General features: G+C 64.2%; 5 protein-coding genes. 3 read left to right on the top strand and 2 right to left on the bottom strand.

The genetic code is table 11. The annotated features are described in order from the left end of the window. Positions 1-10 precede the first annotated feature (10 nt). Both GTP45_RS21345 and GTP45_RS21340 read left to right on the top strand, forming a co-directional pair. Positions 11-1060, top strand: a complete 1050-nt coding sequence (locus GTP45_RS21345; protein ID WP_217363380.1) for a serine hydrolase domain-containing protein — start codon at positions 11-13, stop codon at positions 1058-1060. A 19-nt stretch (positions 1061-1079) separates the two neighbouring features. Continuing rightward, complete coding sequence (locus GTP45_RS21340; protein ID WP_161015866.1) at positions 1080-2045, top strand: Abi family protein; 966 nt, start codon at positions 1080-1082, stop codon at positions 2043-2045. Between the two features lie 99 nt (positions 2046-2144). Here the strand turns inward: GTP45_RS21340 and GTP45_RS21335 are convergent, their stop codons facing one another. Next, complete coding sequence (locus GTP45_RS21335) at positions 2145-3188, bottom strand: histone deacetylase family protein (protein ID WP_161015865.1); 1044 nt, start codon at positions 3186-3188, stop codon at positions 2145-2147. A 5-nt stretch (positions 3189-3193) separates the two neighbouring features. Beyond that, positions 3194-4795, bottom strand: coding sequence for a glutamate--cysteine ligase (gene gshA, locus GTP45_RS21330; RefSeq protein ID WP_161015864.1), 1602 nt, complete (start codon positions 4793-4795; stop codon positions 3194-3196). Positions 4796-5034: 239 nt separating this feature from the next. Here gshA and GTP45_RS21325 point away from each other — a divergent pair, with 239 nt between their 5' ends. Beyond that, complete coding sequence (locus GTP45_RS21325; RefSeq protein ID WP_161015863.1) at positions 5035-18105, top strand: Ig-like domain-containing protein; 13071 nt, start codon at positions 5035-5037, stop codon at positions 18103-18105. Positions 18106-18166 lie beyond the last annotated feature (61 nt).

Raw genomic sequence — 18166 nt, 5'->3', positions numbered from 1 at the left:
TGGAGCGGTCATGTTACGAAAACTCTTGCCCCTGGTTTTACTGAGCATGACCGCTGCGGCGGCCGAGCCCCTGGCGGACATGGACGCTGCCATCCGCAAGGGCGACTTCAAACAAATCACCAGCGTCTTGATCTCGCAAGACGGCAAGCTGGTACACGAATCCTACTTCGATAAAGACGGCGCCGAAGGCCTGCGCAACACGCGCTCGGTCACCAAGAGCGTGACCGATATGCTGGTGGGGATCGCCATCGATCAAGGCAAGCTGAAACTCACCACGCCGGTGTTCGGCTTCTTCCCCGAGAAGAAGCCAGTGCGCTATCCCGATCCACGCAAGGATAAAATCACGGTCGAAGACCTCCTCAGCATGAGTTCCCTGCTGGAGTGCGACGACCAAAACCAGTTCTCGCGCGGGAACGAGGAAGCCATGTACTTGCTGGAGGACTGGACGCAGTTCACGATGGATCTGCCGATACGCGGCTTCCCTGACTGGGTGACCAAGCCGCAGGACTCGCCGCATGGCCGCAGCTTCTCCTACTGTACCGCCGGCCCCACCATGCTTGGCCCGGTGCTGGAAAAAGCCACCGGCGAAAAAACCGATCAATTTGCGGCACGCACCTTGTTTGGGCCACTGGGCATTACCAAACTGAAGTGGCAATCGACACCGGCCGGCCCGGTCATGACCGGCGGCGGCTTGGGCCTGCGCAGTCTCGATCTGTTGAAATTAGGGGAGCTGTATTTGAACGGCGGCACATGGCAGGGCAAGCGCATCCTCTCCGCCGAGTGGGTCAAGCAATCGCTATCGCCGCATTCGCAAGTCGATGACAACACCGACTACGGCTACCTCTGGTGGCTCAAGACCTTCACGCAGGACGGCAAGAGCTACCGCACCGCCATGATGTCGGGCAGCGGCGGCAACAAAGTAGTGATCATCCCGGAACAGCGTGCGGTGGTGGTCATCACCACCACCAACTTCCAGGTACGCCAGCCGCACGCCGTCAGCGAGAAGCTGCTGACGGATTACGTCTTCACAGCGCTGTCTCGTAGCCTTCCAGCACGTTGAGTTAAGGAGACTATGCCCCGTGAAGAACCTCAAGCCTTGGCGCTCATTCGCCGACCAATTGCAGCAACTGCAGGATCGTGGGCTAGAGGTAGATAACCCTGGTGCTGCGCTCGACTACCTTGAACGCCTCGGCTACTACCGCCTGAGTGGCTACTGGTATCCCCTGCGGGCCATAGACACGGCCGCATCCACGGCACAGGGGAAGGCTGTTCGTCTGGATAGTTTCGTGTCGGGTAGTCGGCTTGAGGATGTGGTGCGGCTATACGTATTCGATAAGCGATTGCGATTGCTGGCACTCGATGCACTGGAGCGCATTGAAATGGCGGTGCGGGTGGATGTTGCACATTTACTGGGGCAGCGCGACCCGGAGGCTCATGAAAACCCGGCATGCTTACATGGTAACTTCACCAAGAAGGTGATCGCTAAAGGGCCAGATGCGGGCAAGACGCAGCACCAAGTTTGGCTGACCAAGTACTATTCGATGCTACACCGCGCTCGTAAAGAGCCTTTTGTCGCTCACCATCAGCAGCAGTATGGCGCCATGCCAATTTGGGTAGCAGTTGAAGTGTGGGATTTTGGTTTGCTGTCTAAGCTCTTCGCCGGTATGCAGCATGCCGACCAGCAGACGATTGCAACTCTGTACGGCGCACCGACTGGTTTGGCCTTTGCTCAATGGTTACGCAGCTTGAATTTCATCCGTAATGTGTCGGCGCACCACAGCCGCCTATGGAACATTAATGTGTTGGAGCGTTCGGATGTTCCTGCTGATTGGCCCACTCAACTAGACAATGCCCGGCCGTTTTTCTATTTTTGTCTAATGCAGCAACTGTTGAGTGTTATTTGTCCGAATTCTAGCTGGGGGCTGCGCTTCAAGGGCTTGCTGGAGAATGATTTGCCGGTGGTTGCTAGTCAGCAGATTTCACCGCAGGAGCTGGGAGCGTTTCCGGGATGGAAAGGATGGGCACTATGGCCGCAGCACAAATGAAAACCGACGCGTACACAGAGTGCAGAGGCGTCGGGCATATTGCTGGCAATGATAGGCCAGCCGGCCATGCTGGTCAAGAGTAGCCGACCTAATAACAAATTATAGCGCTGTCTCGTAGCCTTCCAGCACGTTGACGACGTTGACGCCCAGCTCTTTCACCGCGTAGCCGCCTTCGAAGATGAAGGCGGTGGGTTTGCCTAGCCACGCCAGGCGTTCGCCGATTTTGAGGTAGTCGGCGCTTTGCAGATTGAAGCGCGATAAAGGATCGCCGGCGAAGGTATCCACGCCCAGCGACACCACCAGCGCGTCCGGCGCAAAGCTGCCGATGCGGACGCAGGCCGTTTCCAGCGCCGCGAACCATGCTTGCGTGCTGCTGCCCGCAGCCAGCGGGATATTCAGGTTATAGCCCAGGCCTGCGCCTTCGCCGCGTTCGTCGGCATGGCCGAGATAAAACGGGTACTCGTTGCGCGGGTCGGCATGGATCGAGATGAACAGCACATCATCGCGGTGGTAGAAAATGCTCTGGGTGCCGTTGCCGTGGTGGTAGTCGATGTCGATGATGGCGACTTTGCGCGCGCCGTCATCAAGCAGGTGCTGCGCCGCCAGCGCGGCGTTATTCAGGAAGCAGTAGCCGCCGAAGAAGTCCGCGCCGGCGTGGTGGCCCGGCGGACGGCTCAACACGAACGTGCCGCGCTCACCGAGCCGCAGCGCGTGCGCCGCGTTCACTGCGCAGTCGGCGCCGGTCTTGGCGGCGACCCACGTACCGGCGGTCAGCGGCGTGCCGCTGTCCATCGAGTAGAGTCCCATCTTGGCGCAGAAATTATCCGGCTCGATGTCGTCGCGCAGCGTGCGCACCGGCCACACGGCGGGAAACGCATCCTTCTGCGCATTGGCTGGATCGAGTGCCAGCCACTCGCTCCATGCGGTACGCAGGAAGTGCAAATAGCGTGGTGTATGAATGCGTTCCAGTGACATCAAAGGCACGCCATGCGGCGTAACGATGCGGCCCAAGCCGCGCCGGCCTAACTCTGCCAGCACCGAATCGGCACGCTCCGGCTTTTCAAAGCAGGGCACCATCTCGCCGCGAAAAATCTCGTAGCGGCCACGGTGCTGTGCGTGCTGTTCGTTGTAGAAGGTGAGCATTGAGATCAGTCACAGTCCTGGCGCGACTGGCACAGGTTACTAGCGCGGTAGGCCGCAACGTAATCGTCAAAGTTGGTTTGCGGTGCGGCTTCCATCTCGGCTTGCTCGGCCAGCGATACGCCAGCCAAATTATCGAAGTAGGCCGTCTCCTCGGCCGTCGGCGGATGGCTGCGGAAGTAGGCCGCGTGCTTCTCGCTTTGCGCCAGTGCGAACGCGCCGAACGATTTGCCGTTGGCGCGCAAGGCTGCCAGCACCTTGGCCGATGGCGTCAATTCAGGATCTGCCAGCTTGGCCGCCTGCGCCGCCAGTGCATCGCCGTGTGCCGTATCGCCGCGCAGTGAATCGAGCAAGGCAGCGACTGGGCGGATGCGCTCCAGCAGCTCCGCGCCCCATACCGGCAGCGCTACTTCAGCGTCGCCGTTATTCAGCGTCAGGCCCGGACGGCGGCCTTCTTTGACGGTGCGGGCAAAGTTCTCGGTGTAGACCGCGCCTTGTTCCGGTGTGATGGTCGGGCTTTCTTCCAGTGCGCAGAACAGCAGGAAGGCGTCGAGGAAGCGGCCCGTCGCCACGCTGACGCCGACTGGTTCAAATGGATCGACATCCATGCAGCGCACTTCAATGTACTGCACGCCGCGCGAGCACAGTGCCTGGATCGGACGTTCGCCGGTTTGAATCACGCGCTTGGGACGGATGGTCGAGTAGTACTCGTTCTCGATTTGCAGTACGTTGGTACTGAGCTGAATCCACTCGCCATCGCGCTTGGTGCCCAGCTTTGCGTACGGCTCGTACGGCTGGTTGACAGCCTTGGTCATCGCCGCCACATAACTGTCCAGGCAGTTTTCATGCGGGCGCAAACCGGATTGCGCATCGTTCTGGTAACCGAGGTCGCTCATGCGCAGGCTGGTCGCATACGGCAAGTACAGCGTGTCGTCGGACAGCGTTTCCAGCTTGTGCGGGCGGCCGCGCAGGAAGCCGGACGACAGCACCGGCGAGGCGCCGAACAAATACATCAGCAGCCAGCTATAGCGGCGGAAGTTGCGGATGGTGGCAAGGTAGGCCTCGGACTGGAAGGAGCGTGGCGTCAGACGCTTGCCGCTCACTTCATTCTCGGCCAGCACGCGCCACAGGCGTTCGTCCAGCGAGTAGTTGTAGTGGATGCCGGCAATGCACTGCATCGCTTTACCGTAGCGCAGCGCCAGGCCGCGGCGGTACACATGCTTGAGCGTGCCGAGGTTGGACGTGCCGTACCAGGCGATTTCAATCTCTTCTTCAGCCGGCAACTGGCACGGCATCGACTGGCTCCACAGCAGCTCGTCGCCCAGCTTGCTGTAGGCGTAACGGTGGATGCCGTCCAGCTTGGCGATGGTGTCGGCGATATCTTTTTCGGCCGGCGTGATGAACTCCAGCAGGGTCTCGGCGTAATCGGTGGTGATTTGCGGATGCGTCAGGGCCGAACCCATGGCCACGGGATGCGGCGTGCGCGCGAGATGGCCGGCGCGATCCACGCGCAAGGTCTCCCGTTCGATGCCGCGCAAACCGCCAGCCAGCACGCCGCGGTGCTTTTCATCGGCCAGCAGGGCCAGGCGTCGTGTCAAAAGAGTTGGCAATTTGAAATCCTTTCTGGTGCAGCAAATAAATTATTGGTGCTGAGAGTAACCGAAATTGGCCGAACTCGCCGGGCGGCGGCAAAAAGAGCATTTTAACAAAAGCAGGGGCAACACTTGGTGCGCCTGCCAACGCCGGCTTTTGCCACACCGGACAGAACGTTTGGCAAACAGGAAAATTTTGTAATCCCTTTCGAGCTACTCATAATCGGTTATCTGCACTAATGATGCGGAGAGGCAATATGAGTAAGCAAAACCCCATTTATCGTTCTGTACTTTTCATCGATGCTGGTGTGGCGGATGCCGCGGCATTGACGGCTGGCGTCGCGGACGATGTACTTGTGGTTAAACTAGTTTCATGGCGCGACGGCGTGGAGCAGATTGCCGGCGTGCTGCGCAATTACCAAGGCCTCGATAGCATCCAGATTGTGTCCCACGGCGCCGCCGGCCAGCTTCAGCTGGGCAAGGCGGTGCTCGATAGCGCGCACTTGCAGGATTACACGGCGGCCTTACAGGAGTGGGGCGCGGCCCTGCGTCCCGGCGGCGATCTGCTGTTGTACGGCTGCGACGTGGCCGAGGGCGAGACCGGTGCGGCCTTTGTGGATGCGCTGTCTGCGCTCAGCGGAGCCGATGTCGCGGCTTCCACCGACATCACCGGCCTGCACGGCGATTGGGATCTCGAATACAGCCACGGCACGGTGGAAGCGGCATCGGCCATCAGCGCGGCTGCACAACAGGCCTATGGCGCCGATTTGGCGCTGGTTAACGGCGGCGCCAACGGCACGCTCACCTTTAACACCAGCAGCAACGTCACCCTGCTCAATTCCACCGGCCTGGCGGCCGGCGCGGTGGTCCACGCCAACAATATCCTCGGCACCGGCTTCGACATCTACGCGCAAAGCTCCAACGGCGGCGGCATCACCATCGTTAATGCCAACGGCAATAGTCTGATCGGCCTGCCGCTGACGGACGACCGGCTGACCATCAACGGCTCGTTCCTGTCGCCTGCCAGCTACGTTGACCTGCGCGCCAATAGCGGCGTGTTCGACATGGTCAGCATGAATCTGGGTAGCGGCAACCTGGTCGGCAATCTGCTCGGCACCACCGTGTTCACGGTGTATGCGCTGGACTCCAACTACCAGCCGACTGGTGTTGGTGTGTCGCTGGTGGGGCTGGTGATTAATGAGTATGGCCTGCTGAACTTCGCTTCGATGGCGGATTTCAAGGGTATCTACGGTGTGCGCATCGTCAATCCGCTCGGTTTCGAAATCGCTATTGATGATGTGACGGTGGCCAATTCGCGCGTGGCCAACACCATCACCTCGGCCGCCTACAACGCCAACACCGGCGTGCTGAATTTAACGGCAGTCGGCATCCGCGCCGGCGACGCCATCGACCCGAGCAAGCTGACTATCACCGGCGCCAACGGCGGCACTTACACACTGACGTCACCGGTGGTGAGCGCCTCCAGCACCACCGCCGCCTCGATCACGCTGAACGCGGCCGACAAGCTGGCCATCAACGGTCTGCTGAACAACAACGGCAGCAGCAGCGTGGACGGCACCACCTTCAACATCGCGGCGGCGGCCAACTGGGACAGCAATCTCAGTAACGGCGCCGACCTGACCGGCAACGCCATCACCGTCTCCAGCGTGCAGCTGCCGGCGATTACCTCGGCCAGCTACAACGCCGCCACCCATGTGCTGACCGTCACCGGCACCAACCTGGTGGGCATCGGCGGCAGCAGCAATGACATCACGGTCGCCAAGCTGACCATCAAGGGCGAGGGCAACGCTACGCGCGTGCTCAGCACCAGCGGCAATGTGGACGTCACCAGCGCCACTTCGTTCTCGGTGACGCTGTCAGGTGCGGATATTGCCGCCGTCGAGGCGCTGCTGAATAAGAACGGCACCACGGCGGCTGGCGGCGCGACCTACCAGTTGTCGGCGGCCGACGATTGGAATAGCGTCATCGGCAATACCAACACGGCGGTCAGCGGCGTCAGTGTGGCGGTCACCAACACAGCCAACAGTGCGCCGACCATTACCGGCGCAGCGGCGGGTGCAGTCAATGACAACGCCACCATCAAGCCGTTCAGCGGCGTGGCGGTGGCCGACGTCAATGGCGATAACGTCAGCATGGCGATCAGCTTCAACGGCGCTAACGGCACTTTGAGCGGCACCGGCCTCTCCGGCAGCAACGGCAGCTACACCTTGAGCGCGGCCACGCCGGCAGCGCTGACCGCGCAATTGAAAGCGCTGACCTTTACGCCGACCGCCAATCAGGCTGCGGTGGGCGTCGGCATCTCCACCACCTTCACGCTGACGGCCACCGATAGCAACGGCTTGGCCAGCACGGCCAACAGCTCCACTGTCATCACCTCCACCTCGGTCAACGATGCGCCGGTGCTGAGCGGCACCGCGGCGGCGCAGACCATGACGGCAGGCGCCACGCTGCATCCATTCTCCAGCGTGACGCTGAGCGATCCCGATGTCGGCGCGGCAGTCATCGTCACCATCACGCCCGATAGCGCGGCCAAGGGCGCGTTCACGCCGGCCTCGCTCAGTGCTTCCGGCTTCGTGACCAGCGACGGCGGCGTGAGCTACACCTTGTCGTCGGTGGCGCCGGGGGCGGCGCAAGCGGCCTTGCAGGCGCTGGTGTTCCAAAGCACGGCGGGCCTGAGCGCCACCACCACCTTCACGGTATCGATCAACGACGGCAGCGTCATTGTCAGCAATAGCGCCACCACCGTGGTCTCGGCCACGCCTAGCGGCACGGTTGCCACCTCGGTCAGCTTCTCGGCCGACACCGGCATCAGCAATAGCGACCTGATTACCAAGACCGCCGCGCAAACCATCAGCGGCGCGCTGAGCGCAGGCCTGGCCAGCGGCGAGTCGGTGGAAGTCTCGCTCGACAACGGCAGCACGTGGACCACCGCCAACGCCAGCGTCGGCAGCACCTCGTGGTCCTTGAGCGGCCAGACCTTGAGTGGCTCCGGCACCTTGCAAGTGCGCGTGACCAACGCCGGCGGCAGCAGCACGCCACTGAGCACCGCTTACACCTTTGACACTACCGCACCGACTACCACCGGCACCGGCGTCACCTTCTCTGCCGACACCGGCGTGGCCGGCGACTTGATTACCAAGACGGCAGCGCAAAGCACCATCACCGGCTCGCTCAGCACCGCCTTGCTGCCGGACGAGCATGTGGAAGTCTCGCTCAACAACGGCACCACCTGGGTCACGGCCAGCGCGAGCGGCACGACGTGGACTTTGTCGAATCAAACCCTCAGCAGCAGCAACACGCTGCAAGTGCGGGTGGTGGATGCGGCCGGCAATATCGGCGCCTCCACCGGCACCGCTTATGTGCTGGACACCACCGCGCCGACGGTCTCGCTGAGCAGCAATGTCAGCGCCTTGAAGAGCGGCGAGGCAGCGATCATCACGCTGACCTTCAGCGAGATACCGGACACCTCGACCCTGAGCATAAGCGACTTCACCGCCACCGGCGGCACACTGGGCGCCACCATCAACGCCACCGCCAATCCGCGCGTGTTCACGGTGGAGTTCACGCCGAACGCCGGCGTGAGCGGCTTGCTGGGCAGCGTGTCGCTGGCGGCCGGCAGCTACACCGACCTGGCCGGCAATAACGGCGGCGGTGCCACCTCTGGCGTCATCACCATCAACACGCTGGGGCCAAGTGTACTGATTACCAGTGACGCCGCCACCCTGAAAACCGGCGAGACGGCCAACATCACCTTTACCTTCAGCTCGCCGCCGAGCGGCTTTGCGGCCGGCGACATCGTCGCCACCGGCGGCACCATCAGCAGCTTGACCAATCTGGGCGGCGGCGTTTACAGCGCGCTGTTCACGCCGGGAACCAACGTCAGCGCGGCGGCGTCGATCACCGTGACCGGCGGCAGCTATACCGACAGCTTCGGCAACCAGGGCGGCAGCGGCGTGACGCCGGTGATTCTGGTCGATACCCGCGCACCGACGCTGGCAATTACCAGCAATATGTCGGCGGTCAAGGATGGCGACACCGCCACCATCACTTTTACCTTCAGCGAAGCGCCGATTGGTTTTGTGGCGGGCGATGTCAGCACCAGCGGCGGCACGCTAAGCGGCCTTACCGTCACCGCCAATCCGCTGGTGTACACGGCGCAGTTCACGCCGAACAGCGGCGTTGCCAGCGGCACGGCCAGCATCACGGTGGCCAGCGGCGCCTACACCGACCTGGCCGGGAATAACGGCACGGCGGGCACGTCGCCATCGATCAGCATCGACACGCTGGCGCCGGCCACCACCGGCACCGGCGTCAGCTTCTCCAACGACACCGGCATCAGCAACTCGGACCTGGTTACCCGCACCGCCTCGCAAACCTTGACCGGTACGCTGAGCGCTTCGCTGCTGGCGGGCGAAGTTGTGCAAGTGTCGCTGGACCATGGCACCACCTGGGTGAATGCGACGGCGGGCAGCGGCGCCAGCGCCAACACGTGGAGCTTGAGCGGCCGCACGCTGACCGCCAGCGACACGGTGCAGGTGCGCGTCAACGACGCTGCCGGCAATCACGGCACGGTCTTCAGCACGGCCTATACCTTCGACAACACCGCGCCGACGGTCACGGTGACGAGCGACCTTGGCGCGCTGCGCGCCGGCCAGACTGCCACGCTGACCTTCAGCTTTAGCGAAGCGCCGTACAACTTCAGCGCCTCTTCGCTGACGGTGAGCGGCGGCACGGTCAGCGGGCTGGCCGCCACCGCCGATCCGAAGATTTACACGGCTATCTTCACCCCCAGCGCGAGCCAGTCCGGTGTCACCGCCACTGCGCAGGTCAAGGCCAACGGCTATATCGACGCGGCCGGCAACAGCGGCCAGGCCAGCGCGGTGGTGCCGATCACCATCAACACCACCCTGCCCACGCTGCTCATCACCAGCAACGACGTCGCGCTCAAGGCCGGTGAAACGGCCACGCTGACCTTCACCTTCAGCACGCCGCCGACCGGCTTTGCCGCCGCCGACATCAATTACAGCAATGGCACGCTAAGCGGCTTTACCGCCACCGCCAATCCGCTGGTGTACACGGCGGTGTTCACGCCGGACGCCAACCTGTCCTCCGGCGCGGCGAACATCAGCGTTGGCGCCGGTACTTACACGGACGCTTTCGGCAACAGCGGCGGCGGCGCGAGTGCGCCAGCCATCAGCATCGATACGCTGGCGCCGACGGTCACCATCACCAGCAACGTCAGTGCGGTCAAGGCCGGCGAAACGGCCAGTGTCACGTTCACGTTCAGCGAGGTGCCGCTGGGCTTTACCGCTGCCGACGTGGTCACCACCGGCGGTGTGCTGAGCGGGCTGACTGTCAGCGCCGGCAATCCGCTGGTGTACACGGCGACGTTCACGCCAACCGCCGGCATCCAGAACACCTCGGCCAGCATTACCGTCGCCAGCGGCGCATTCACCGATGCCGCCGGTAACGCGGCGACTGCGGCGCTCACGCCGCCGATCAGCATCGATACGCTGCCGCCGGTGGCTGTCGCCAACTCGGTAATTTTCTCGGCCGATAACGGCAGCAGCAGCACCGACCTGGTGACCAATGCCAGCGGGCAGACCATCAGCGGCACGCTGGCCGGCGTGCTGGGGGCGGGCGAGTACGTGGAAGTCTCGCTGGACAACGGCGTTAGCTGGAACACCGCCACCAGCGGCGCAGGCGCTTGGAGCTTGAGCGGCCAATCGCTTTCCGGCAGCGATACGCTCAAGGTACGCGTGAGCGATGGCGCCGGCAACCACGGCACGGCCTATTCGGTCAGCTACGTGTTCGATACGACGGCGCCGACGGTCAGCATCAGCAGCAACGTCAGCGCGGTCAAGGCCGGCGAGACGGCCACCATTACCTTCACCTTCAGCGAAGCGCCGGCTGACTTCACGCTGGGCGACATCAGCGCTGCCAACGGCACCGTGAGCAACCTGGCCGCCACCGCCAACCCGCTGGTGTACACCGCCACTTACACGCCGCTGGCCGGCCAGAACGGCGTTACCGATACCGTGGCGGTCGCCGCCGGCAGCTATACCGACAAGGCAGGCAATGCCGGCGCGGGCGGCTCGTCGCCTGGCATCTCGGTGGATACGGTGGCGCCGTCAACCACCGGCGCAAGCGTGGTGTTCTCCAACGACAGCGGCGCGACGGACTTGATCACCAACGCCGCCGCGCAAGACCTATCCGGCAAGCTCAGCGCCGTACTGCAAACCGGCGAGACGGTGGAAATCTCGCTCAACAACGGCAGCACGTGGATTACCGCCAGCGGCACGGTCGGCACCGACGACTGGAGCTTGAATGGCCAGACCCTGAGCAGCGGCGCCGGCCGCACGGTGCAGGTGCGCGTCAGCGATGCCGCCGGCAACCACGGCGCCGCCTTCAGCGCCGGCTACACGCTGGATACCACGGCGCCGACGCTGGTGATCAGTTCCAGCAAGTCGGTGCTGAACAGCGCCGACACGCCGACTATCACCTTCACCTTCAGCGAAGCGCCGGTCGGCTTTAGCGACGCCAGCGTCAATGTCAGCGGCGGCACGCTCAGCCCCCTGGTGCAAAGTTTGACCAACCCGCTGGTGTACACGGCGGTGTTCACGCCGATCGCGGGACAGGTGGCCGGCGTGGCCGCTATCTCGGTTTCGCCCGGCGCCTACACCGATACGGCGGCCAATGCCGGCTTTGGCGCGGCCGTGGCGGCCATTACTTACGCCACGGTGGCGCCGGGCGTGTCCATCCTCAGCGATGTCACCGCGCTCAAGGCGGGCGATACCGCCAACATTACCTTCAAGTTCAGCACCGCGCCGACCGGCTTCGCGCTGGGCGACGTGGTGGTGGGCGGTGGTGCGCTTAGCAACTTTACCGCCACCAGCGATCCATTGATTTACACGGCGGTGTTCACGGCCAGCACTGGCGTCGCCAATGGCTCCGGCACCATCAGCGTTGCCAGCGGCACGTTTACCGATAGCCTCGGCAATCCCGGCGTGGGCGGCGTGATGGCGGCGCTCAGCATCGATACGCTGGCGCCGACGCTGAGCATCACCAGCAACGTCAGCTCGCTCAACAGCACCGGCACCGCGCTGATTACCTTCACCTTCAGCGAGGCGCCGGCGGCCTTCAGCCTTGGCGACATTAGCGCCACCAACGGCACCTTGAGCGGCTTGGTGCAAACTGCCAATCCGCTGGTGTACACGGCGGTGCTGACGCCGGCGCAAGGCGTGGCGTCCGGCAGTGCGGTGGTCAGCGTGGCGGCCGGCGCTTACGCCGACCTGGCCGGCAATAGCGGCGGCGGCAGCAATTCGCCGGCGATCAGCGTCGATACGCTGGCTCCCGCACTGGCCGGCAGCGGCGTGACCTTCTCGGCCGATACCGGCAGTTCGAATACCGATTTGATTACCCGCACCGCGGCGCAGAACATCGTCGGCACGCTGGGCGGCGGCGTGCTGGCGGCGGGCGACGTGGTGCAAGTCTCGTTCAACAACGGCAGCACCTGGGTGAACGCCAACGCGCCGGCCGGCGGCAGCGCGTGGTCGCTGTCCGGGCAAACCCTGACCAGCACCGGCACGCTGCTGGTGCGCGTCACCGACAGCAACGGCAACCAGGGCACGGTCAGCACCTACAACTATGTACTCGACACCACTGCGCCGACGGTCAGCATCAGCAGCGATACCGCCTCGCTCAAGGGCGGACAAAGCGCGACCCTCACCTTTACTTTCAGCGAGCCGCCGGCCGGCTTCGCGTTCGGCGACTTGATTGCCACCGGCGGCACGCTGGGCGCGATTACCGCCACCGGCAATCCATCGGTGTTCACGGTGGTATTCACGCCGACGCCGGGTTTCAACGGCAGCGCCAGCGTCACGCTGGGGAATGGCCTGTACCAGGATGCAGCCGGCAATAACGGCAGCGGCGCTAGCGCGCCGGGCATCAGCATCGATACGCTGGCGCCCACGCTGTCTATCACCAGCAACGCCAGCGCGCTCAAGGCCGGCGAGACCGCCACCATTACGTTCACCTTCAGCGATGCACCGGCATCGTTCGCGCTGGGCGATATCGGCGCCACCAATGGCACGCTAAGCGCATTGACACCGACCGCCAATCCGCTGGTGTACACCGCCACCTTCACGCCAACCGCCGGCACGGCCAGCGGCAACGCCGTGATCAGTGTGCTCGGCAGCGTGTATGCGGATGCTGCCGGCAACAACGGCGCCAATGTCAGTAGCGCGCCGATCGCAGTCGATACGCTGGCCCCGCTGGTCTCCGGCAATGCAGTGAGCTTCTCGGCCGACCACGGCTTCAGTTCTAGCGACCTGGTAACCAACGCGACCACGCAAATCATTACCGGCACGCTGGATATGGCGCTGGTGAGCGGTGAACAGGTGCAGGTCTCGCTGAATAACGGCAGCACGTGGCTGAACGCGGTGTCGACCAGCACCACCAGCTGGGCGCTCACGCCGCAGTCGCTGAGCGGCAGCGGCGCCTTGCAGGTGCGCGTGGTGGATGCCGCCGGCAATGCTGGCCCGGTGTTCTCGGCCGGCTATGTGCTGGATCTGGTCGCGCCGACCATGGTCGTCACCAGCAGCGCCAGTGCGCTCAAGGCCGGCGAATCAGCCACGCTGACCTTCACCTTCAGTGAAGCGCCGACCGGCTTCCAGCAAAGCGACCTGGTGGAAATCAACGGCACGATCAGCAGCTTTGGCGTGACTTCCAACCCGCTGGTGTATACCGCACAGTTCACGCCGTCGTCATCGCTGGGCAGCGGCACGGCCGGGGTGACGCTGGCGGCGGGCTTGTACACCGACCTGGCGGGCAATGCCGGCGCGGCGGCCGCATCGCCGCTGATCTCCATCGATATGACGCAGCCGCAGCTGACCATTGCCAGCAGCAGCGCCAATTTGAAGATCGGCGAATCGGCCGTCATCACCTTCACCTTCAGCGAACTGCCGCTGGGCTTCACGCTGGGCGACATCAACGTCGCCGGCGGCAGCCTGAGCGGCTTTGGACAAACCGCCAATCCGCTGGTGTACACCGCGCTGTTTACGCCGACGGCAGGGGTGGGCTCGGGCGTTGCCACCGTCGGCGCGGCTGCGGGCAGCTTTGCCGATGCGGCCGGCAACGCGGGCCAGCTGGCCTCCGGCGCAACCATCAATTACAGCACGCTGGCGCCGACCACGGTTGGCAACGGCGTGGTGTTCAGTGTCGATACCGGCACCAGCGGCACCGACCTCGTGACCAATTTTGCAGGACAATCGATCTCCGGCACGCTGAACGCGGCGCTGCTCAGCGGCGAGAGCGTGGAGGTGTCGCTCGATAACGGTGCGACCTGGCTGCCGACCACCAGCGCCGGTACCGCGTGGGCGCTGCCCGGCGTGACGGTGCTGAGCGGCAGCGGCATCTTGCAAGTGCGCGTGACTGACACTGCCGGCAACCACGGCGCCGCCACCTCGACACCGTATGTGCTCGATACCACCAACACCGGCGTTTCGGTCAGCTCCAACGTCGCCAACCTGAAATCCGGCGAGAGCGCCACGCTGACCTTCACCTTTACCGAAGCGCCGAAAAACTTCGATCTCACATCACTGGCGGTGGTTGGCAGCGCCGGCACCCTGAGCACGCCCGTGGCAACCGCCAATCCGCTGGTCTACACCGCCGTCTTCACGCCCAATATCAACCAGTCCTCGGCGACCACGGTGAGCGTGCTGGCCGGCAGCTATACCGACCTGGCCGGCAACCTGGGCCTGGGCCTGACCGGCCCCACCATCAATGTCGACACCGCGCCGCCGTCGGTCGTTATCACCAGCAGCAGCAACACGCTGAAGATCGGCGAAACGGCGCTGATCACCTTCAACTTTACCGAAGCACCGCTAGGCTTTGCGGTGGGCGACATCACTGTCGGCGGCGGCACGCTGAGCGGCTTCACCATGGTCAGCCCGCTGGTGTACTCCGCAGTGTTTACGCCGACGCCGGGCGTGGCTGGCGCCAGCGCGGCGATCAGCATTGCGCCGAATGTCTACAGCGACGCTGCCGGCAACGGCGGCCTTGGCGCCACGCCGCCGTCGATTAGTTTCGATACACTGGCGCCGCTGGCGGCCGCCATCGGCGTGCCGGCGTTCTCCAGCGACACCGGCAGCAGTGGCACGGATCTGATTACCACGGCCGCGTCGCAAACCGTGACGGGCAGGCTGTCGCAGAGCCTGGCAGCCGGCGAGTCGGTGCAGGTGTCGTTTGACGACGGCGCGACCTGGAATCCTGCTGCCGTCAGCGGCATCGATTGGAACATTGCGCATATACTCACTGGCAGTGGCGTGCTGCGCGTGCGCGTGGTCGATGCGGCCGGTAATCACAGTGCAGACAGTGTTCATGCCTACGTGCTTGATCAGTCGGTACCAACCGTGACCATTACCAGCAATATGGCAACGGCCAACGGTGTGACGCCTGCGGTACTGACGCTGGTGTTCAGCGAGCCGCCGGTCGGCTTTGATGCCAGCATGATCCACGTCACCGGCGGTACGCTGGGCACGCTGACGCCGACCAGCGATCCCAAGGTGTACACGATTACCTTTGCACCGAGTGGAGGCGTGGCCAGCGGCTCGGCCACCGTCACGGTCAGCGGCCCTTACACGGACGCAGCCGGCAACAATGGATCGTCGGCCAGCATACCGTCGCTGCAGATCGACACCGTGGCGCCGACCGCCACTGCGGGCGGGGTGGGCTTTACCACCGACACCGGCGTCGGCGGCGACTTGATTACCAATGTGGCGACGCAAACCCTGAGCGGCAATTTGAGCGCGCCGCTGGCGGCTGGCGACATCGTGCAGATCTCGCTGGACAACGGCGTAAGCTGGGAGACGGTGGCGACCTCGATCGGCGACACCAGCTGGAGCATCGCCAAGACCCTGTCCGGCAGCAGCACGCTGCACGTGCGGGTGCTCGATGCAGCCGGCAATTTCAGCACCGCTTACACAGCGCCTTACACCATCGACACCAGCGCGCCTACCGTCACCATGAGCAGCAGCGGCGGCACCGTGGGACAGGGCAGCAGCGCGGTGATCACGCTGACGCTGAGCGATGCGGCCACCTTGCACGCGTCGGATCTGGTCGTCACCGGCGGCACGATCACCGGCTTCAGCGGCAGCGGCACCACCTACACGGTGACCATCACGCCGCCGGCCAACAGCACCACGCCGATAACCGTCAACATTGGCGGCGGCGTGTTCACCGACACGGCGGGCAATGGCAGCGCGGCCGCTGCGCCGCTGGTGGTGCAGGTCAATACCAATACTCCGGTCACGCCGGGTACGCCGTCGACCGTGGACGGGGTACAGATTCACACCTTCGATTCGGTTGATCCCGCCACCGGCCTGGCCACGCGCCTGGTGACGGTGCCGATCATTACGGCCAGCCGGCCGGAAGACACCAGCACCTCGCACGCGCTGCTAGCGGACATTCCTATTGGCTTGGCGCCCAACGCGCAGGGGCGCGGTACCAGCCTGGTGGTGAGCCTGCCGGTGGGCGTGGGCTTTGAAGCCAGCGGTCCATCGGTGCTGCTCAGCGGCGAGACGGCGCTGACCGATTTGATCGGCCGCATCGACGACCATACCGCCTCTGGCCAAGCCACGCGCGCCGCGATGGAAGCGCAGGCCAGGCAGTTCCTCGACAGCCTCGATCCCGGCACCGGGCTGCAACACGCCACGCTGACGATGTCGGCCGACGGCGCGGCTGCCGCTGCATGGGTGATGGTCAACGGCGGCGAGGTCGCCGCCACCGGTGGCAGCAACGTCCAGCACGACGCGCAGCAAGGCAGCGACGATACCGCCGTCGCACTGGTGATCGATGCGCGTGCGCTGCCGCAGGGCATAGGCTTGCAGCTCGATGATTTGGACTTTGCCGCCATCATCGGCGCGGCCACGGTGCAGGGCGGCGCCGGCAAGAACTTCTTCATCGGCGACGGCGAGGCGCAGCGCATGGTGCTGGGCACCGGCGCCGACAATGACACCTTGTACGGCAACGGCGGCGACGACGTGCTGGCGACGGCGGCCGGCAACGACTATCTCGACGGCGGTGACGGCCGCGACACCATGGCCGGCGGCGCCGGCAACGATGTGCTGAACGGCGGCGCCGATAACGACGTCTTGCAGGGCGGCCGCAGCGACGCCGGCCAGTGGCAGTTCTATCTGAAGGACGGCAAGGTGGTGGGCCAGCACCAGCTGGCGCTGGCCGGCGCTACCGTGATGGAGACCGTCACTGCAGCCGAGTTGAATGGCAGCGTCGCCGCGCTGGCCTTCGCCGGCGCGTCCGCATCGCACCTGCAGACGCTGTCCTTGCTGTACCACGCCGCTTTTGACCGCGCGCCGGATTTGCCGGGCCTGAACTTCTGGGCGCTGCATGGTATTGCCGATGCGAAGCAGCTGGCGCAAGCGTTTATTGCGCAGACCGAGGCCGATCAGCACGGCCTGGCGACGCTGAGCAATCACGACTTCGTTGCGCTGCTGCTGGAGAACACGCTGGGCACGCCGCCCGATGCGGCAGCGCTGGCGCCGTGGATCGCCAAGCTGGATGCGGCGCCCGGCGATGCCTCAGTGCGCGCCGGTGTGCTGGCCGATATCGCGCTGAGCGCCGCACACCAAGCCGCGTGGCTCAGTGCCGACGGCTTTGCGCTGGGCGGCCAGTTGCTGGCCCAGGAGCAGGGCTGGATCGCCAATTCCGGCGACGACCGGCTGCAAGGCGGCGCCGGCGCCGACCGCCTGGTGGGTGGCGACGGCACCGACACCGTGGTGTACAGCGGCGCGGCCGCCAGCTACAACCTGGCGCTGAATCGCGTTGGGGAGGTGCTGCTCGGGGAGTCCGGCGGCGCGCAGGACACCGTCCTGCAAATCGAGCGCGGCGAATTCAAGGACGCTACCCTGGATCTCAGCTTTACGCAGGCCAGTGCGGCCTCGCTGCAGGAAATCGGCATGCTGTATCACCTGACGCTGGGCCGCGCCGGCGATTTCTCGGGCTTTAAATTCTGGGCCGATAGCGGCTTGCATGGCAGCGCGCTGGCGGCCGCGTTTGTGAATTCGACCGAGTTTGTGGCCACCTACGGCGGTATGAGCGACGCCAGCTTCATCAACCAGCTGTATTTGAACACCTTGCAGCAGGGCGCCCCGGCCGATATCTTGAACCAGTGGGATGTCTACCTCGATAGCCATAGCCGCTCCGATCTCGTGAGTCTGCTTACCAGCGACGCCACCTTGGTCGGCAGCCAGTACGGCGCGAACGGCATGAGTTTGATTGGTAGCTTGTAGATTGCCATTCTGGCGCAAGTGAAAGCGGTTTTGCTGCAAGCGGGAGTAGACAACAGGCGAA

Source organism: Duganella rivi, from assembly GCF_009857435.1.
Taxonomy (GTDB): Bacteria; Pseudomonadota; Gammaproteobacteria; order Burkholderiales; family Burkholderiaceae_D; genus Rugamonas; species Rugamonas rivi.
This window is presented reverse-complemented; position numbering and strand designations above follow the sequence as displayed.